The organism is Oceanobacillus sp. FSL H7-0719 (genome assembly GCF_045040795.1).
Lineage (GTDB): Bacteria > Bacillota > Bacilli > Bacillales > Amphibacillaceae > Oceanobacillus.
The window spans coordinates 2,980,487-3,000,260 of the sequence record NZ_CP150301.1 but is presented as its reverse complement, the minus strand read 5'-3'; the positions used below and the strand labels follow the sequence as shown (position 1 = coordinate 3,000,260).

Annotated in this window: 12 protein-coding genes, 4 tRNA genes and 3 rRNA genes; 4 read left to right on the top strand and 15 right to left on the bottom strand. The window is 41.2% G+C overall.

The features are described from left to right. Positions 1 to 113: 113 nt before the first annotated feature. The 3 genes from NST93_RS15310 to NST93_RS15300 form a co-directional block, all read right to left on the bottom strand. On the bottom strand, positions 114 to 1,559 hold the full coding sequence (locus NST93_RS15310; RefSeq protein WP_405098502.1) for a carbon starvation protein A: 1,446 nt from the start codon (positions 1,557 to 1,559) through the stop codon (positions 114 to 116). Positions 1,560 to 1,736: 177 nt separating this feature from the next. After that, positions 1,737 to 2,468 carry a LytR/AlgR family response regulator transcription factor gene (locus NST93_RS15305; RefSeq protein WP_405098500.1) on the bottom strand — a complete coding sequence of 244 codons (732 nt, stop codon included), beginning with the start codon at positions 2,466 to 2,468 and terminating at the stop codon, positions 1,737 to 1,739. Continuing rightward, positions 2,456 to 4,207 (bottom strand): LytS/YhcK type 5TM receptor domain-containing protein, encoded by a 1,752-nt coding sequence (locus NST93_RS15300; RefSeq protein ID WP_405098498.1) that lies wholly within the window; start codon positions 4,205 to 4,207, stop codon positions 2,456 to 2,458. Before NST93_RS15300 ends, NST93_RS15305 begins: the two co-directional genes overlap by 13 nt. A gap of 225 nt (positions 4,208 to 4,432) precedes the next feature. Here NST93_RS15300 and NST93_RS15295 point away from each other — a divergent pair, with 225 nt between their 5' ends. Further along, a complete protein-coding gene (locus NST93_RS15295) occupies positions 4,433 to 5,455 on the top strand; it encodes a DUF1646 family protein (protein WP_405098496.1) in 1,023 nt (340 codons plus the stop codon). A gap of 206 nt (positions 5,456 to 5,661) precedes the next feature. Next, entirely contained in the window at positions 5,662 to 5,853 is a 192-nt protein-coding gene (locus NST93_RS15290) for a hypothetical protein (protein ID WP_405098494.1), read from the top strand. An 85-nt stretch (positions 5,854 to 5,938) separates the two neighbouring features. Here NST93_RS15290 and NST93_RS15285 read toward each other — a convergent pair whose 3' ends face one another. The 9 genes from NST93_RS15285 to NST93_RS15245 form a co-directional block, all read right to left on the bottom strand. Next, positions 5,939 to 8,011, bottom strand: coding sequence for a methyl-accepting chemotaxis protein (locus tag NST93_RS15285; RefSeq protein ID WP_405098492.1), 2,073 nt, complete (start codon positions 8,009 to 8,011; stop codon positions 5,939 to 5,941). Between the two features lie 827 nt (positions 8,012 to 8,838). Further along, positions 8,839 to 8,911 (bottom strand) — tRNA-Thr (locus NST93_RS15280). Between the two features lie 23 nt (positions 8,912 to 8,934). Beyond that, a tRNA-Asn gene (locus NST93_RS15275) sits at positions 8,935 to 9,009 on the bottom strand. A gap of 25 nt (positions 9,010 to 9,034) precedes the next feature. Then, positions 9,035 to 9,150: ribosomal RNA gene (rrf, locus tag NST93_RS15270) — 5S ribosomal RNA — on the bottom strand. 110 nt (positions 9,151 to 9,260) lie between these two features. Further along, a 23S ribosomal RNA gene (locus tag NST93_RS15265) occupies positions 9,261 to 12,181 on the bottom strand. Positions 12,182 to 12,417: 236 nt separating this feature from the next. Further along, a tRNA-Ala gene (locus NST93_RS15260) sits at positions 12,418 to 12,490 on the bottom strand. Positions 12,491 to 12,507: 17 nt separating this feature from the next. Continuing rightward, positions 12,508 to 12,584: transfer RNA gene (locus tag NST93_RS15255), tRNA-Ile, on the bottom strand. 251 nt (positions 12,585 to 12,835) lie between these two features. Beyond that, positions 12,836 to 14,401: ribosomal RNA gene (locus NST93_RS15250) — 16S ribosomal RNA — on the bottom strand. Together the 16S, 23S and 5S rRNA genes with 4 tRNA genes alongside form the textbook arrangement of a ribosomal RNA operon. Positions 14,402 to 14,852: 451 nt before the next feature. Beyond that, positions 14,853 to 15,074, bottom strand: a complete 222-nt coding sequence (locus NST93_RS15245) for a hypothetical protein (protein WP_405098490.1) — start codon at positions 15,072 to 15,074, stop codon at positions 14,853 to 14,855. A gap of 299 nt (positions 15,075 to 15,373) precedes the next feature. Between NST93_RS15245 and pdaB the strand changes: the two genes are divergently transcribed. Further along, positions 15,374 to 16,132, top strand: a complete 759-nt coding sequence (gene pdaB / locus NST93_RS15240; protein ID WP_405098488.1) for a polysaccharide deacetylase family sporulation protein PdaB — start codon at positions 15,374 to 15,376, stop codon at positions 16,130 to 16,132. 74 nt (positions 16,133 to 16,206) lie between these two features. Here pdaB and NST93_RS15235 read toward each other — a convergent pair whose 3' ends face one another. Further along, the gene (locus tag NST93_RS15235; protein ID WP_405098486.1) at positions 16,207 to 16,875 is read right to left on the bottom strand and encodes a KinB-signaling pathway activation protein; all 669 of its coding nucleotides are present in this window, start codon (positions 16,873 to 16,875) and stop codon (positions 16,207 to 16,209) included. A gap of 132 nt (positions 16,876 to 17,007) precedes the next feature. Between NST93_RS15235 and gerD the strand changes: the two genes are divergently transcribed. Next, positions 17,008 to 17,658 (top strand): spore germination lipoprotein GerD, encoded by a 651-nt coding sequence (gene gerD / locus NST93_RS15230; RefSeq protein ID WP_405098484.1) that lies wholly within the window; start codon positions 17,008 to 17,010, stop codon positions 17,656 to 17,658. Between the two features lie 89 nt (positions 17,659 to 17,747). On the opposite strand, the gene NST93_RS15225 is transcribed toward gerD, so the two are convergent. Next, entirely contained in the window at positions 17,748 to 18,806 is a 1,059-nt protein-coding gene (locus tag NST93_RS15225) for a P-loop NTPase (protein WP_405098482.1), read from the bottom strand. A 96-nt stretch (positions 18,807 to 18,902) separates the two neighbouring features. After that, positions 18,903 to 19,616: an N-acetylmuramoyl-L-alanine amidase CwlD gene (cwlD, locus tag NST93_RS15220; RefSeq protein ID WP_405098480.1), complete on the bottom strand. Its 714-nt coding sequence runs from the start codon at positions 19,614 to 19,616 to the stop codon at positions 18,903 to 18,905. Positions 19,617 to 19,774 lie beyond the last annotated feature (158 nt).

Sequence of the window (19,774 nt, the reverse complement as noted above, 5' to 3'; positions counted from 1 at the left end):
TTGACAGTATTTTATTCCTAGTTCTATTTTATCACTTATTTGGATTTTTAACATCAAAAAAGTGAGACATTTGGAGGTTTTCCTCAAATGTCTCACTTAAATTATATTTGCTATTATGCTGCGTAGTCAGATACGTCTACTTCAAGTGGTATATTTTTTGCCCTTTGTTTCTTGGCTGCGCTGAAGAATAAGATAACAATTGCTGTTGCACCTATAAAGCCACCTGCCCATGAATAGTTCATTGGTAAATTAAAACCGATCGGCTGTGACAAAATATAAGTTATAACCATCACGAGCATAAACGTTCCTGGAATAAGTGCAACCCAGTAGTTTTTTCTGGCGATGAATAAATACATTGCACCTACAAACAGTGCAATCACTGCTGTAGACTGGTTTGCCCAGTTAAAGTATCGCCATAGGATATTGAAGTCGACCTGTGTCAGTATAGCCGAAATCACAAATAATGGACCAGCTATCCAAAAGCGGTTGGAAAGCTTGCGTTGTGCGATGTTAAGATAATCTGCAATAATCATGCGCGCACTGCGAAAAGCCGTATCTCCAGAAGTAATTGGTAATATAACTACACCCAGTACACCAATCGTCCCGCCAATTGCACCTAATAAAACGGTAGAAGACTCACGGACAATTGCACCTGGTCCGCCTGCAGCAAGTATTTCATTCAGACCATTATAGCCATCGAACATGCTCATCGCTGCTGCTGCCCAAATCATCGCAATAATACCTTCAGTAATCATCATACCGTAGAAAATTTTACGTCCTTCTTTTTCTTTCTTTGTCGTCCTGGAAATTATCGGTGTTTGTGTTGCATGAAATCCTGATAAAGCCCCACATGAGATTGTAAAGAACAATAGCGGGAAAATTGCCGCTCCCTCAGGATGGAAATTTTCAAAAGTAAGCTCTGGAACTGATGCCCCTGTAACAACTAAACCAATTCCTACTCCAAGCGCACTAATTAATAGTAATGCACCGAAATATGGATACAGTCTCCCAATGACTTTATCCACTGGAAGGACTGTAGCAATAACGTAGTATACAAAAATAAAAATAACGAAAATCCATGCAGCTACTTTCCCATCTGTCAATAAGCTCAATAAATCTGCTGGCGTTGTAACAAATACCGTTCCAACTAAAAGAAGAAGCAAGACTGAGAAACCGTTTACAACATGCTTCATCACTTTACCAAGGAACTTACTTGCAAGCTCCGGCAAATGTGCGCCGCGATTACGAATTGAAATCATTCCAGTTAAGTAATCATGCACCGCTCCAGCAAATATACAACCTACTACAATCCAGATAAAAGCTGCCGGTCCGTACAAGGCTCCCATAATTGGACCAAAAACCGGTCCAGTTCCAGCAATGTTGAGAAGCTGTATGAGAGAGTTTTTCGGCGTGCTCATTGGAATATAGTCCACACCATCACTATTTACATAAGCCGGTGTCGGCCGTTCATCCTTAACCCCAAACATTTTCTCGATAAATTTTCCATACGTAAAATAACCAATGATTAAAAGTGCTATTCCCCCAAGAAACGTATACAAAATGTTATCCCCCTTTTTCTCTGATATTTCCATCATTATAAGACAGCTCAATAGAAATGAGTGCGTTTTCATTTGAAAGGCAGAAAACAATAATTAACATGTTGATTTATTGAAATAAGATGCAAGAGGGAAAACCTTTAAGACTGCAGCGAAACGAACGTAGGATCTGCCAATTGGCTACAATTCTAATTTCGCTCGCAAAGCCTTCACATAGTTTCTGCTTACCGATAGTTTTTCATCCGTGCCATTTAGTTCTAAATGGTAAGCGCCATTAAACCATGGGATTAAACGCCTGATATAATGTAAATTCACTAAGAAACTCTTATGTATACGGAAGAATCCAAAGCTTTCCAGTTTTACCTCCAGTTCTTTCAGAGATTGTTTCGTTTCAAATTCTCCGTATCTCGTTACTACTGTAGAATGATTATCTTCACGTGATAAATATAAAATATCCTCTGGACGCAAATAAGATATTTCCCCTTCCGTTTGAACTGCAAGTTTTCCCTTCATTTTATCTTGTAAAGGATTATGCATAGGTGCTAATGCAGCTCCAATTCGCTGAACAGTCTCTTCTATCTGTTCTTCTTCATAGGGTTTCAATAGATAGTCAATCGCATTATAACGAAAAGCCTCAACTGCAAATTCGGGATATGCAGTGGCAAAAACAATAAGCGGTGGGTTTTTTAGTTCACGCATCCCTTTTGCTGCTTGCATCCCATTCATTTTCGGCATTTCTACATCAAGGAAAACAACATCAGGTGTAAGTTGAATCGCCTTCATTAGTGCTTCTTCTCCAGATTCAGCTTCTCCAATAATCTGAACCTCAGACATAAGGCTGAGCAGGTGTTTTAATTCCTCTCGGTTATACGGTTCATCGTCTACAACCAGCATACGTATTACCCGGTCCATCTTTCAGCTGCCTCCTCTATTGGGATTGAAAACTGTATCTTTGTTCCTTTCCCTTTCTTACTCTCGATTTGAAGCATTGCAATCTCCCCGAACATCATTTTCAGCCTGCGATTCACATTATAGAGAGCAAGTCCGCTTCCCTTATCCGAATCGACTGGAGACTGATTAATTTGCTGCGCTGTTTCTTCACTCATACCGCTGCCATTATCCGCAATTTGAATAGTAACCTTACCAGCTGTCTTTTGAATCCTGATTCCAAGTTCGCAATCTTTATCCATATCTCTAAAGCCATGCTGAATAGCATTTTCAACGATTGGCTGCAATGTTAATGGCGGTACATAATGCGACAACAATGTCTCATCTATTTTGTAATCTACATTCAGCTTATTACTGAATCTCGTCTCTTTTATTTCAAGAAAAGCTTTAACATGCTTCATTTCATTTTCAAGCGTAATCTGTGAAGCTGTCGTAGATGTTAAATTTCCGCGTAAAAAATGTGAGAGGGAAATTAAGAGCTTTCTTGCTGTCAACGGATTAATTCTTGTCAACGAAATAATTGTATTTAATGTATTAAATAAAAAGTGTGGACTGATTTGTGCTTGCAATGCTTTTATTTCAGCCTCTTTGGCTAGTTGGAATGCTTGATCTGCTGCAGCTAATTCGAGTTGATGGCTCATCATCGCACTTAAACCATTGATAAGTTCAATATTTACATCAGAGATTTCACTTTCTGAGCTAAAATAGAACTTAAGTGTACCAACAACCTTCCCTTGCTGTTTAAGTGGAGCAATTAATGCAGCTCTTAGCGGGCAGCTCTTGAAGGCACAATGAATAGACTCCACATCAGCAATCATTAACTCACCTTTACTAATCGCTGCTTGTGTAACTTTCGTTTTAATAGGCGAGGAATTTCTATGATGATCATCTCCTAAGCCAATATGCGCCAAAATATCTGCAGTATTGGTTATCGATACTGCACTTGTACGAATTTCTCTATGAATAATATTGCAAACTGCTTTTGCAGACTCTGTGTGCAATCCGCTGCGCAAATGTGCTGAGGTCTTATCAGCAATTCGCAATGTTTTTTGTGCTTGGACCGCACTTGCCTTTTCTTCTTCAGAGAGCACACTTTTAATAATAAGCAGCACGAGTACTGTCCCCAAGCCATTCGCCACAATCATTGGTATTCCGATAATATTAACAAGATCCCATGCCTGTTCAAATGGGCGAGCAACCAAAATAATAATCAACATTTGTAAAGCTTCTGCTAATGCTCCAATCAAAAATGCAGTATGCAACTTAACACGTGTATGTTTTCTATATAATAAGCTTGTTAAAATCCCAGCAATAATCGTTGCTGTTCCACAGGCTATTGCGGTAAAACCACCGAGAGTGAATCGATGAGCACCTGCAATTAGTCCAGCACCAATCCCTACCTTTGGACCACCTAACAAACCAGCAATGACTACCCCGATTACACGTGAATTGGCAATTGCCTCTTCCGTCGCCAAATCGGTTGCCCAGCGGCTAAATTGCAAGCTTTCTGAGCTGACGCTGAGACCCGTATATGTCCCAATGATTCCAAAGAATCCAAAGAATAGGATAGCTGTCCATTGCTGACGCTTATCCAGCTGTTCCTGATTCAGCATATTGCGCAAAAAACGAAACCTCGTTAAGATAAAAGCAATCGTTACAATAACGCCAATTCTCTCAACCATTGTTATTAAAAGTTCGAGCACTAGAGCTCCCCCATTCTAAAAAAGGAAAAGTAATCGTAATTGCATTATACCATTTTCCGATATTATTGAAAAATGGGATATTTAGCTTGTATTTTCAAATTTATCGCTTAGAAATACGGAATATTTTATTTCCTAATTTATTTGTAAGTGGTAGTATAGATATATTAGAATTACAAATCCTATATAGATAAAACGAATAGAATCTTTGGAAAAGGGGAGTACATAATGATTATAGGGTTAGTTATCATTTTACTTTTAGTTCTATTTCTGCCGTTTACCAAATTGGTAGAAAAAAATCTGGAAGTATTTCTATTTATTATGGGTGTCGCAGCAGTGCTCGTCAGCCAAGTTCTTGATTGGCCATTAATTAAGGAAGCATTGGTTCACCCAATAAATATTACCATTGCCGTTTTAATTGCAGGACTGCTTTTCCGCTGGTTTAAAGGTCCAATTGAAAAGGGAATACTTGGAATCAGCAGAGCACTGCCTTATCGCCTATTTATCGCGCTATTTGTAATCATCTTAGGTCTTATTTCAAGTATGATTACAGCTATTGTTGCAGCAATAATTCTCGCTTCTGTTGTTGCGATTTTACGCTTGGATCGTAAATCTGAGATACGTCTTGTTATCCTTGCATGTTTTGCGATTGGACTAGGTGCAGCATTAACACCAATTGGTGAACCACTTTCAACAATCGTAGTTGGCAAGCTTAATGAAGACTTCTTTTACCTGCTTAAACTTGTTGGTTCGTCCGTTATTCCTTTCGTAGTCATTTTCGGAATAGCAGCGGCCTTTGCAATTAAGGTTCCAGGTGAGCAAAAACTATCGAAATCATCTGGTGAATCCGAGGTTGAATCCTATTCAGAAATTATTATTCGCAGCTTTAAAATATACCTTTTCGTCATGGCTTTAACATTCCTTGGCGCTGGATTTGAACCTTTTATTGAAAAGTATTTACTCAATCTGAGTCCGTTAATTTTGTACTGGATTAATATCCTGTCTGCCATTTTAGATAACGCAACTCTTGCAGCAGCTGAAATTAGTCCAGCTATGAGTGAACCGACAATCCGTGCAATTTTGATGGGATTAATGATTAGTGGAGGTATGCTAATTCCAGGGAATATCCCGAATATTATTGCTGCTGGTAAATTAAAAATCACAAGTCTGGAATACGCAAAGTTCGCATTCCCAGTTGGTTTAGTAGCAATGGTTGGTTACTTTATTATTATGTTGATTGTAGGTTATTAAAAAAAAGCTATCTTCGTTTATGCTGCTTTTGCATACAACGAAGATAGCTTTTTCTTTAACAGACAGATTTGGTAATTGATACACTTAAGGAAGCAGGGGAAGTGCGAAGAAACCCTGCAGGTGTAATCACCCATTCTGATCAAGGCTCTGTATATACTTCCTAGGCCTATCAACATTTAGTAAAGGACAAGGATATTGTGAGCAGTATGTCTAGGAAAGGAAACTCTGGGAACAATGCAGTAATTGAATCATTCCATTCAAGTATAAAATCAGAAGAATTTCAGGATGTGAAGTATAATTCTATATCTACATGTGATGTGATTTATCGTGTAGATAAATACATATTATCCTACGATAACGAACGAATTAAAGAAAAATTAGACTACCAATCCCATTAGATTATGGAAAACTGGTAGCCTAAGAAGGTGTTTTATCGTTGTCTCAAATCACTATGTCAGTCTAGAAGATTGTGTTTTCTTTCTCTTAAATTTTAAAGTGCTGTATTAATTCATTCAATTCTTCGGCTAAACCAGCAAGTTCATCTGAGCTTAATGTAACTTCTTCCATAGAGCTGCTGATTTGCTGTGCAGAGGCAGACGTTTGCTCGACCCCTGCAGCTGACTCTTCAGAGACTGCGGCAATTTCTTGGATAGAGACATTCATTTTTTCACTATTTGCTGAAATCATAGAGAGATTATCAGAAATTGTTTTTAAACCTGCAACCATTTCGGTTACCGAAACACTGATTGTTTGGAAGGTGTCCCTAGTTTCCTTTATTTGGCTTGTCCCCGTTTGCACTTCCCTATAGCCCTCTCGTAATGAAGTAGTAACCAGGTTCGTTTCACCTTGGATATTTTCTACAATGTCTGTTATACCAGCTACAGATGATCCAACTTGTTCTGCTAACTTTCTCACCTCATCCGCAACTACGGCGAACCCTTTACCACTCTCTCCAGCTCTCGCAGCCTCAATTGCTGCATTTAAAGCTAATAAATTTGTTTGGTCTGCGATATCCTTAATAATAGAGACTAGTTCAGATATCTTTTGCGAATGTGTATCCAGATTCTCTACCTTTCTAACAGAATCATAAACAATTTGATCAATTTTTTCCATCTGTTTTGTAGAATTCTCCATTAGGTATCTACCTTGATTTGTATGCTCTAATACTAAATTAGAAGAATTATAAATTTGATTACTGTTCGTATGTGCCCTACCTGTATCTTCTTTAAAACTGACCATCAATGCTGATAGATCACTCGTTGTATTCGCTTGTGACTCTGAACCATATGCCAATTCCTGCATTGTAGTTGCTACTTGTTCAGATCCCGACCTTACGTCACCAGCAGATTGGGTCAGCTCATCGCTCTTACTGCTGACAGTTTCAGCTACAACTTTAATCTTACTCACCAGCTGTCGCAGTGTGTGGTTCATTTCACTAGTAGAATGTACTAATTGACCTATTTCATCTGCAGATTTAGCTTGTAAACCCTTCTCGCTTAAATCGCCTTGCTCTAGTTCTTTCATCACTTTTGTAATTTGAGGAATTTTTTTCAGCATAAATTTCAATAAGAAAACTACCATGATTATAAGGATTAGGCAAGCAATCCCGAAGAATAATATCATCTTATAAGTAAACGTATCAAGCCCGCTAAGTGCTTCATCTTCCGGTAAAGCTGTTCCAATAGACCAGCCAGTTGATATAACTGGTGAGTATCCAATATACTCGTGACCATTATCCATTTTCGTTAGCTGTAATCCTTTTTCGCCAGCAATCATCTTATTGCCAATCTCTCCAAATTCACCTTTAAAAGACTGTAATTGTTTTTCAAGAATATAGTCTTCATTTGGATGGTATAAAATCGTACCATCATTTGCAATTAAAAATGAATAACCTGTCTCCCCCATTTTATAAGTATCCATAAGTACAGGGAGTTCATCAAGGAAGATATCAATTGCAACAATACCAATAGTATTGCCATTCTCTTTGATTGGAGTCATCGCGCTCAAGATTATTTTTCCAAACACTTCATCCATATAAGGCTCTGTAAAGTAGACATCTTCTTCCGCTACAGCGTCTTCGTACCATGGTCTGCTCTCTATATCAAAGCTTGGATCAGACAGTACATTATTACTGCCAATTAAAAAATTCGAATGATTACTTGCAACCCAAGCCATTGCAATGGCATCATCAGTCTCAACTACCTCATCAAGTGCTTGAGAAACCCCTGCATAATACTCATTTTTTAAAGCTTGATCTCTTGAATCAGTTGTATTTAAGTACTTTACAATCTCTTGATTCGTCACAACTTGCCGTACAATCATCGCTTTCTCTTTAAACATACTATCCACCTTTGAAGCGATCGCATCTCTTTTGATTGATAAATCTGTTTCTGCACTTTCAATTAATTGTGCCTTCGTGTAAGTATGTATAAAGAGTCCTGTTGCAGAAAATACTATAAAAATAACAACAAAGAGTGCCATTGCTACTTTTGTAGATATACTCTTGCGAAGCCAATTGAACCTTTCATACCGCTTTCTCTTTTTGCTAGCTTTCATTTTCTTCCTTCTTTCTCTTCATTAAATAGCATTACTTTTGCGTCGTAAAATAATCCAACGAAACACAACTTAAGACCCAGTTCTTTTTACTCGTTTTTCTATTTAATAAAGTAATTATATAGTGATTATAACAATAAATTCTTTTATTTGGTAGTAATGAACTAATACTTTTAGGTATTATCACGCAAGTTAGGTAAAACCTTTCACTTTTATAACGAATATGCAAAAAGCAATTATATTCAAAGTAATGATGAGATTCGGTGCAATTCTATTCAATCGGAGGAATACTTTAAACAAAAAAAACAACGTCTTAAATGTAAAGACGTTGTTATATTTTGGGAAAGAAAGCTTATACAGCTCATTTTTATTATTTCTTAATTCCAAATTTATGTACTTCCTCAGCGACTCTTTCCTCATCCTCGTGAAGATCATTAATTTCGATCTTAAGTCTGCCCCACTTATTCCCTTCCACAATAGTAATAGAAAAGGTTTGGAGTGCAGAATACGGTTGTTTGGATATTAATTTGTGAAAACTTCAGCTTTTTATGGTTGTCCACCAAAGGAAAAAAAGTTATTGTGATATTCTACATCCTTTTATGTCACTCAATCTAGACTAGAGTTTTTAGCTTTACTTCTTCTCTCATATCAGATTCTATCTTATTTATGCAGAAGAAGGAGAAACAAGTCAAGTGGACTTTTAATATATTATAACAATGAACATCAGGATAGTTAGTATATCAATAATTAGTTTCCCCTGACACAATATCTTTCAGATAGAAAATACAGCACCTTCATTATAAAAGGTGCTGTATCAATGTTTTTAAGAGAGCTTCCAATCCGATTTGAACGGACGACCCCTTCCTTACCATGGAAGTGCTCTACCTGCTGAGCTATGGAAGCATTTTAATTTTTATACAAAAAAATGGCTCCACAGGTAGGATTCGAACCTACGACCGATCGGTTAACAGCCGATTGCTCTACCACTGAGCTACTGTGGAACAATATCATATAATTAATTTTTATGCCTGGCGGCGTCCTACTCTCGCAGAGACAAAGTCTCAACTACCATCGGCGCTGGAAAGCTTAACTGCTGTGTTCGGTATGGGAACAGGTGTGACCTTTCCGCCATCACTACCAGACATTAAAATTCAATGATAAATTCAATTATATGCACTTGTAGAGCAAAATGCAAGTTTAAAATTTATACCTTGAAAACTAAATAAGAGTAAACAACATACATCAAAAGAATTTAGTTAAGTCCTCGATCGATTAGTATTCGTCAGCTTCACATGTCACCATGCTTCTACCCCGAACCTATCAACCTCATCGTCTCTGAGGGATCTTACTCACTCGAAGTGATGGGAAGTCTCATCTTGAGGGGGGCTTCATGCTTAGATGCTTTCAGCACTTATCCTTTCCACACGTAGCTACCCAGCTATGCTCCTGGCGGAACAACTGGTACACCAGCGGTGTGTCCATCCCGGTCCTCTCGTACTAAGGACAGCTCCTCTCAAACTTCCAACGCCCACGACGGATAGGGACCGAACTGTCTCACGACGTTCTGAACCCAGCTCGCGTACCGCTTTAATGGGCGAACAGCCCAACCCTTGGGACCGACTACAGCCCCAGGATGCGATGAGCCGACATCGAGGTGCCAAACCTCCCCGTCGATGTGAACTCTTGGGGGAGATAAGCCTGTTATCCCCGGGGTAGCTTTTATCCGTTGAGCGATGGCCCTTCCATGCGGAACCACCGGATCACTAAGCCCGACTTTCGTCCCTGCTCGACTTGTAAGTCTCGCAGTCAAGCTCCCTTCTGCCTTTACACTCTACGAATGATTTCCAACCATTCTGAGGGAACCTTTGGGCGCCTCCGTTACCTTTTAGGAGGCGACCGCCCCAGTCAAACTGCCCGCCTGACACTGTCTCCGAACCGGATCACGGTCCTGGGTTAGAATGTTCATACAGCTAGGGTGGTATCCCACGGGTGCCTCCACGAAAGCTAGCGCTCTCGCTTCTAAGGCTCCCACCTATCCTGTACAAGCTGCACAAACAGTCAATATCAGGCTACAGTAAAGCTCCACGGGGTCTTTCCGTCCTGTCGCGGGTAATGTGCATCTTCACACATCGTATAATTTCACCGGGTCTCTCGTTGAGACAGTGCCCAAGTCGTTGCACCTTTCGTGCGGGTCGGAACTTACCCGACAAGGAATTTCGCTACCTTAGGACCGTTATAGTTACGGCCGCCGTTTACTGGGGCTTCGGTTCTAAGCTTCGGGTAAAACCCTAACTCTTTCCCTTAACCTTCCAGCACCGGGCAGGTGTCAGCCCCTATACTTCGCCTTTCGGCTTCGCAGAGACCTGTGTTTTTGCTAAACAGTCGCTTGGGCCTATTCACTGCGGCTCCTCCTTAAAGGAGCACCCCTTCTCCCGAAGTTACGGGGTCATTTTGCCGAGTTCCTTAACGAGAGTTCTCCCGCTCACCTTAGGATTCTCTCCTCGCCTACCTGTGTCGGTTTGCGGTACGGGCACCTATGATCTAACTAGAGGCTTTTCTTGGCAGTGTGAAATCAGGAACTTCGGTACTAAATTTCCCTCCCCATCACAGCTTGAAATTGCCAGACGGATTTGCCTATCTGACTTTCTCACTGCTTGGGCGCACACTTCCATCCGTGCGCATTCCTTATCCTTCTGCGTCCCCCCATTGCTCAAACAATCATGAGGTGGTACAGGAATATCAACCTGTTATCCATCGCCTACGCCTTTCGGCCTCGGCTTAGGTCCCGACTAACCCTGAGTGGACGAGCCTTCCTCAGGAAACCTTAGGCATTCGGTGAAAGAGATTCTCACTCTTTTTTCGCTACTCATACCGGCATTCTCACTTCTAAGCGCTCCACCAGTCCTCACGGTCTGACTTCACAGCACTTAGAACGCTCTCCTACCATTGTTCGCAAGAACAATCCGCAGCTTCGGTGATACGTTTAGCCCCGGTACATTTTCGGCGCAGAGTCACTCGACCAGTGAGCTATTACGCACTCTTTAAATGGTGGCTGCTTCTAAGCCAACATCCTGGTTGTCTGGGCAACTCCACATCCTTTTCCACTTAACGTATACTTTGGGACCTTAGCTGGCGGTCTGGGCTGTTTCCCTCTCGACTATGAACCTTATCACCCATAGTCTGACTCCCAAAAATAAGTATCTGGCATTCGGAGTTTGACTGAATTCGGTAACCCGGTGAGGGCCCCTAGTTCAATCAGTGCTCTACCTCCAGTACTCTTTTTTTGAGGCTAGCCCTAAAGCTATTTCGGAGAGAACCAGCTATCTCCGTGTTCGATTGGCATTTCACCCCTACCCACACCTCATCCCCGCATTTTTCAACATACGTGGGTTCGGGCCTCCAGTCAGTGTTACCTGACCTTCACCCTGGACATGGGTAGATCACACGGTTTCGGGTCTACGACCACATACTATAAACGCCCTATTCAGACTCGCTTTCGCTGCGGCTCCGTGTCTTCCACTTAACCTTGCATGTAATCGTAACTCGCCGGTCCATTCTACAAAAGGTACGCCGTCACCCATTAACGGGCTTCGACTACTTGTAGGCACACGGTTTCAGGTTCTATTTCACTCCCCTCCCGGGGTGCTTTTCACCTTTCCCTCACGGTACTGGTTCACTATCGGTCACTAGGTAGTATTTAGCCTTGGGAGATGGTCCTCCCGGATTCCGACGGAATTTCTCGTGTTCCGCCGTACTCAGGATACACTCCGGAGGAAACTCTTTTTCGATTACAGGGCTGTTACCTTCTGCGGCTGACCTTTCCAGGTCGATTCGTCTAAAGAATTTCTTTGTAACTCCGTATGGAGTGTCCTACAACCCCAGTAAGCAAGCTTACTGGTTTGGGCTCTTTCCGTTTCGCTCGCCGCTACTTGGGAAATCGAATTTTCTTTCTCTTCCTCTAGGTACTGAGATGTTTCAGTTCCCTAGGTCTGCCTCGTATACCCTATGAATTCAGATATACGTACTGTTCCATTACGAACAGTGGGTTTCCCCATTCGGAAATCCTCGGATATAGCGTTTACTTACAACTCCCCGAGGCATATCGGTGTTAGTCCCGTCCTTCTTCGGCTCCTAGTACCAAGGCATCCACCGTGCGCCCTTATTCACTTAACTAAGTTACAGTAAATAAAGCTTTAATTTTGCCTTTTAGGTTTATCAAATAAACCTGGTCTTACATTTATTAATCTAGCTTCGGCTCCTGAAAACTACCGTCATAAGCAATTGACATTCCAAACGCTAAAGTTCAAGCGTTTTCCAGTCCCTTGCTTATGCGTCCGTTTTCGAACAGTCGCCTCAGCCTTTTAATTTGATGTCGTTGTTACTCTTATTTAGTTTTCAAGGTACAAAAATGGAGCCTAGCGGGATCGAACCGCTGACCTCCTGCGTGCAAGGCAGGCGCTCTCCCAGCTGAGCTAAGGCCCCGTCTTCAATATAATAGATGGTGGGCCTGAGTGGACTCGAACCACCGACCTCACGCTTATCAGGCGTGCGCTCTAACCAGCTGAGCTACAGGCCCATCTATATATGTGAAATGAGAAAAAATCACTCTCTCAAAACTGAACAAACAACACAGTATGTTTCATCTAACAAAGTTAGATGTTCCGTTATAGTCTAGCTCCGGCGACCAGAAACTATCAAACTTCACACTTTTCCAATCGATAAGTCAACATCAGCTCCTTACAGTCGCTGTGTTTCCTTTATCTCATTACAAAGTGCTCCAGTTTGTACGTTTCTTAACGGTCGCCTGCGCTTTCTATTATTCCTTAGAAAGGAGGTGATCCAGCCGCACCTTCCGATACGGCTACCTTGTTACGACTTCACCCCAATCATTGGTCCCACCTTCGGCGGCTGGCTCCATAAAGGTTACCTCACCGACTTCGGGTGTTACCGACTCTCGTGGTGTGACGGGCGGTGTGTACAAGACCCGGGAACGTATTCACCGTGGCATGCTGATCCACGATTACTAGCGATTCCGGCTTCATGCAGGCGAGTTGCAGCCTGCAATCCGAACTGAGAATGGTTTTATGGGATTTGCTTGACCTCGCGGTTTTGCTCCCCTTTGTTCCATCCATTGTAGCACGTGTGTAGCCCAGGTCATAAGGGGCATGATGATTTGACGTCATCCCCACCTTCCTCCGGTTTGTCACCGGCAGTCACCTTAGAGTGCCCAACTAAATGCTGGCAACTAAGATCAAGGGTTGCGCTCGTTGCGGGACTTAACCCAACATCTCACGACACGAGCTGACGACAACCATGCACCACCTGTCACCACTGTCCCCGAAGGGAAAGCTATGTCTCCATAGCGGCCAGTGGGATGTCAAGACCTGGTAAGGTTCTTCGCGTTGCTTCGAATTAAACCACATGCTCCACCGCTTGTGCGGGTCCCCGTCAATTCTTTTGAGTTTCAGCCTTGCGGCCGTACTCCCCAGGCGGAGTGCTTAATGCGTTAACTTCAGCACTAAGGGGCGGAAACCCCCTAACACCTAGCACTCATCGTTTACGGCGTGGACTACCAGGGTATCTAATCCTGTTTGCTCCCCACGCTTTCGCTCCTCAGCGTCAGTTACAGACCAGAGAGTCGCCTTCGCCACTGGTGTTCCTCCACATCTCTACGCATTTCACCGCTACACGTGGAATTCCACTCTCCTCTTCTGTACTCAAGTCCTCCAGTTTCCAATGACCGCTTACGGTTGAGCCGTAAGATTTCACATCAGACTTAAAAGACCGCCTGCGAGCGCTTTACGCCCAATAATTCCGGACAACGCTTGCCACCTACGTATTACCGCGGCTGCTGGCACGTAGTTAGCCGTGGCTTTCTGGTTAGGTACCGTCAAGGTACGAGCAGTTACTCTCGTACTTGTTCTTCCCTAACAACAGAGTTTTACGATCCGAAAACCTTCATCACTCACGCGGCGTTGCTCCGTCAGACTTTCGTCCATTGCGGAAGATTCCCTACTGCTGCCTCCCGTAGGAGTCTGGGCCGTGTCTCAGTCCCAGTGTGGCCGATCACCCTCTCAGGTCGGCTACGCATCGTCGCCTTGGTAGGCCATTACCCCACCAACTAGCTAATGCGCCGCGGGCCCATCTGTAAGTGACAGCAAAACCGTCTTTCATTCTTTTACCAGGAGGTAAAAGACATTATCCGGTATTAGCTCACGTTTCCGCAAGTTATCCCGATCTTACAGGCAGGTTGCCCACGTGTTACTCACCCGTCCGCCGCTCGATCCACAATTCGTCACTCCGAAGAGATCTGAAAAGTTTCACGCGCTCGACTTGCATGTATTAGGCACGCCGCCAGCGTTCGTCCTGAGCCAAGATCAAACTCTCCATTAAAGTGTTTGAATAGAAATAACGCCGTTACTTCTATAAAGTATCTTAGCTGTTTATACTCGTAAGATTTTATCTTCCGAGTTGTTATAATAGAAAACGGGGTTTTCCGTTATAACTTTCGCTTCATCGCATAAATGCGATTCCGCTTGACATACTGGTTGTTTGTTCAGTTTTCAAAGAGCAATTCATAATGTTTTGTCGTTTTTTGCGACAGACTTTAATTTACCATGTTTTGTAAATCCTGTCAACACCTTTTCGAAATTATTTTTTCGTTGTTATTGTTCGGTGCTGAATGTCTTTTAAAATGACAACAGAAATTACTATACCATAGGATTTTAGTTTGTGCAACATAAAATCAATATTTTTTTCACTTTCTAGTATGCATTCTTTATGGAACCTTATAAATCAAGCTTTCTTTACAAATAAGAAAAACTTTGCCTAGACAAAGTTTTTCTTACCTGTTCTTTATTTTAGCCGGCATATACTGCAAACACTCTTCTTTACTTGCGACACGCAACAGCAATTGAAATAGCGAATGGTATCTTTCGCGCATTGCATGTTTGACTAAAGTATCAATTCGATGGTCATCCAGGTCCAATAGCAGCTCTTCCAGTTCACGCTTTATTAGATACTTAATTTCTTTTTGTTCCTTTTCATTAATCAATAAACCTAACATATATTTCACCTCAACGTAGTTACGGCCCCAGATCACTCAATAGATAAATTGGATTTACTTTCTTGTTCATATTGAACTTTTATATCATAGCTATTCGAATAAAATGGGGAATTTTGTCGGTTGCTCGCGAATTTACGCAAACCTTTGTGATTTTTATCTATTATTCCCGTTTTTGCCAATGATTCATCCTATTTTTAAATATTTCTTTGAAACAGCACTTAAAAACGGAAATAATCCCACATATTCTAATTTTCCCTTCATATAATCAATTAAGACAAGCTATGCAGGGAGGAACGAAAATGGATCATTTTTATGTTGTTGATTTTAATCGGAAGAGAAGGTTCATTTTACTAGGGATTATTGGTGTATTCATTGCTGGCTTTATATTCATGCAAGCAAATAATGGATTGCTTTGGGCAAATGATAGTGATGAAGTCGCCTTAACTAAGGGTGATGCAGAAGAACCAAATGTAGCTTTAACGTTTAATATTAGCTGGGGAGAGGAAAGAGTTCATGATATCCTGAAGAAATTAAAACAAGAAGAAGTGCAGGCTACATTTTTCCTTAGTGGTGAATGGGCTGAGCGTCACCCAACGATTGTAGAAAAGATTGCAGAGGACAAGCATGAAATTGGAATGTTAGGCTACCGCTATAAGAGTTACCTTGATCAGGAAATTGAACAAGTACAGAAAGATTTATTCTTAGCTCAAGAGGTTTTCAGCAAACTTGGCTATGAAGATACGAAGCTGCTCCGCACTCCAAGCGGTCACTTTAATGAAGAAGTGCTTGAATTGGCAAAATCAATGGGCTTTGAAGTTGTGCATTGGAATATTAATCCGAATGATTGGGAAAACCCTGGTACAGAAAACATTGTAGATACCGTTATGAAAAATACGACTAATGGTGATATCTTATTAATGCATGCATCCGATTCCGCAAAGCAGACTGCAGGCGCCCTGGAGACAATATTACCCGGGTTGAAAAATAAAGGCTTTACCTTTGTCCCAATCAGCGAGCTGATTAGTCAAGCACATGCTGAAGTTGAAATTGTGGAGTAGGGTTACCTCCTCTAATTCATATAATAGAAGAACAGAAAAAACTGAGCCTCCATCCGGCTCAGTTTTTTCTGTTTTTATCCTTTTGATGTTGCTGTTTTAGATTTCCTCACTGATTCAGATCCCTTTCTCGCTGGATCCTTTGCAGACTTTCCATCTACTCGATTTGCAATACGATGTGAACCAATAATCATATAAGCATTACAAATAAGAAGTGGCGCTAACATTAACCAAATATAATCTGAACCCTCAGCAATTAATGCCGGCGTCCATTCTACTGTTGTAATTACAATAAGGAAAAATAAGGTTGGAATAAATGCTGAATGATTTGTTTCCTTTTGTTTCAATTTTGCAATCAGCCATGCAAAAGCGAATAAAAGTACGACACCAAGCAATAACCAATAGATTGTTATTTCACCTTCTGAGCCTCTGTACGGAAAATAGACTAAATCAAATAGTACGAATAAAATCAAGATAATTTGTACAGTTGTCCAAAATGAGCGAAATAAACTAATGCCAAACCGATGAATGTATAAATAGGCAAAATATCCCGTCATACTAATTACACTAAAGGTTAATCCTAAACCTACAAAGAATATTAATAATCCTAAAATCTCCATTGCATTAAATGGCTTTAAATAAGTAGCATAGCTATCCCATTTCACGAAAAAGCTAATAATTAGTCCGGCAGCTCCACCGATAATTAATGTATTAAATAAAAACTTGATCAGCTTTCGAATATTCAAAATGAATCCCCCTACATTTTGCTCTATCTAATATTGTATTTTAACACGAAAGAATTCTTTTTTCCTCATTTTAATGCATAGTTATTAATTTTGTCACTCATATTAAACAATGAGAAAGGAGGTAATTAGTAAATGAAAAAGTTATTTTCTTTACTTTTCCTATGTTTTGTTTTAACTGCTTGTGGAGGGAATAATGCAAGCCAGGATGACGGCGATTATGAAAAGACCAAAAAAATGGTTGTTGATATTTTGCAGACAGAAGATGGCAAAAAGGCTCTGACGGAGATACTGCAGGATGAAAAGTTGAAACAAGAACTTGTCATTCAATCTGATGAGGTTAAGTCTGCAATAAATGAAGTGCTTATTAGTGACAAGGGGAAAGAAATGTGGAAAAACCTCTTTCAGGATCCAAGTTTCGTCGAAGGATATACAAAATCAATAAAAGAAGAACAAATCAAATTACAAAAGGATTTAATGAGTGATGCCGAGTATCAGAAACAAATGCTGGAACTGCTGCAGAATCCGGAAGTTTCAACATTGATTCTTTCCTTAATGAAGAGTCAGCAATTCCGCGCACATTTAGAGGAAACTATCCAGCAAACACTGGAGACACCACTTTTTAAAGCAAAGATTCAAGAAACCCTGCTGAAAGCAGCAGAAGAACAACAAAGTAAGGAAGGCGGTGGCGGATCCAGTCAGGAAAGCACGAGCGAAGGATCCGGTGGCGGCGGACAAGGCGGTGGAGGTGGAGGTTCGGGAGGAGACTCTGGTGGCGGGCCATAAACACCATCCTTTCTCAGATATTCGAAAGCCGAGACGCAATTAGAGGAAAAGGCTTCGCTTCATACGCTGCCTTTTCCTCCTATTGTTTGTTATTCTTCAATTTTAGCTACAATTTTTGATGCAATTAAATGGAATTCCTTGGCAGTTGGGTGGTCTTCCTGATAAACAGAAGGAGCGAACACATCTTCTTCCATATATGGCTGCATAAGAGGAAGATGCCCGAGCACTTTCGTTTTCAATACTTCGGCTAGCTTCTTGCCGCCGCCTTTTCCAAAGACGTACTCTTTTTCACCAGTCAATTTACTTTCAAAATATGACATGTTTTCTACAACGCCAAGAATCTCATGATCTGTTTTCATCGCCATTTGCCCTGCACGTGCTGCAACAAATGCAGCTGTTGGGTGAGGAGTTGTTACAATAACTTCCTTACACGTTGGAAGGAGTTCATGTACATCCATCGCGATATCTCCTGTACCTGGCGGAAGATCAAGCAGTAAATAATCTAAATCTCCCCACTCTACTTCAGTAAAGAAGCTATTTAACATTTTGCCCAGCATTGGACCACGCCAAATAATAGGTGAATTGTCCTCAACGAAAAAGCCCATTGAAACAACTTTTACACCGAAACGTTCTACAGGAATAATTTTCTTCCCGCGTACAACTGGACGCTCTTCTATTCCCATCATATCAGGAACGCTAAAACCATAAATATCTGCATCAATGATACCAACCTTCTTACCAAGACGCATTAATGCCATTGCCAGATTTACGGTTACTGTTGATTTACCAACCCCGCCCTTACCACTAGCAATCGCAATAAACTTCGTATTCGTACTGCCACCCATTAGTGAAGCCTCTTGTGCCTGTTCTACTGCTGGCTGATATTTGCGAATAATCTCTACTGGCAGCTGTTCAAAACGCAAACCAACCGTAGTTGCGCCATTCTTCTTCAGAATACCAACAATCTCTTGCTGCATCTCCATTTGTTCGCCAGTGTTCAATTTGGAAATACCGACCTTCACACTGACATGGTTCTTATCTTCTTTTATTGTAATGCTCTTAATCCCATCTGTTTCTTCTAATGTTGTATGTAAAAATGGATCCCTTACCGGATTAAGCAGCTCGATAACCTGTTCTTTCGTTAGCAATGTTGTCACCATCCCTTTAGCTTAAATCTTCCATATCCAGTATAACATAAAGTGCTAAAAACCTAAGTAATATGGATTTGGGGGCGGTTTCATTTTTTATTCTTCCGGATCCTCGGTCATATAGCGCAGCACTCCCTGGTAAATACTCGCTGCCATACTCTCCTGATATTCCTCACGCTTAAGCAGCTCTCTTTCTTCAACATTGGATAAAAAGCCAATTTCCACCAACGCTCCCGGTGTTTCTGCATGCTTTAATAAGTAAATACCATTAATTTCCAAAGCCTCGCGATTTGTATTTTCCATATTTCTCCGAATTTCTGCTTGCACCATTTCTGCAAGATGGCGGTTTTCATCGAACTTCGGGTAATAAAAAGTCTGTGCACCGCGCCATCTGTCAGATGGCAATGCATTTAAATGGATGGTCAAGAAAAAGTCTGCATTTTTCTTTTCTATATATATGAGCCGCTCCCGAATGTCCTCTGACTTCCTGCGAGCAAGTCCTTTTGTTTCTTCAGCAGCTAAGTCTTCATCTTTTTCACGAGTCAAATAGACAAGCGCCCCTGCCTGCTGTAAATAACGCTGCAGCTGTTTTGCAACTTGAAGCGCAATATCCTTCTCCACTGTATTATCACTGCCGACCGCCCCTCCATCCGGGCCGCCATGACCAGGGTCTAAAACGATAGTCTTTCCAGAAAGCGGGAGTGACCAGGAAGCCCAGGTTGTTTCTGTCTGCTGTATCGGCAATTGGATAAGAAATGCTAATAAGGTTAAACCTAAAAACCATGCAATTATCTTTACAGATTTTTTCATTCTGCTGCCACCTTTATAAAGAGGTTATTATATTATACATTTCTTAAATTTTATGGGACATGATACGGGATTATGCCTAAGAAATTGTGGTATGCTATGAGGAGAAAGTTTATCATAAATACCGTGGTGGTAATATATTTAAAAGGATGAAAGGAGGA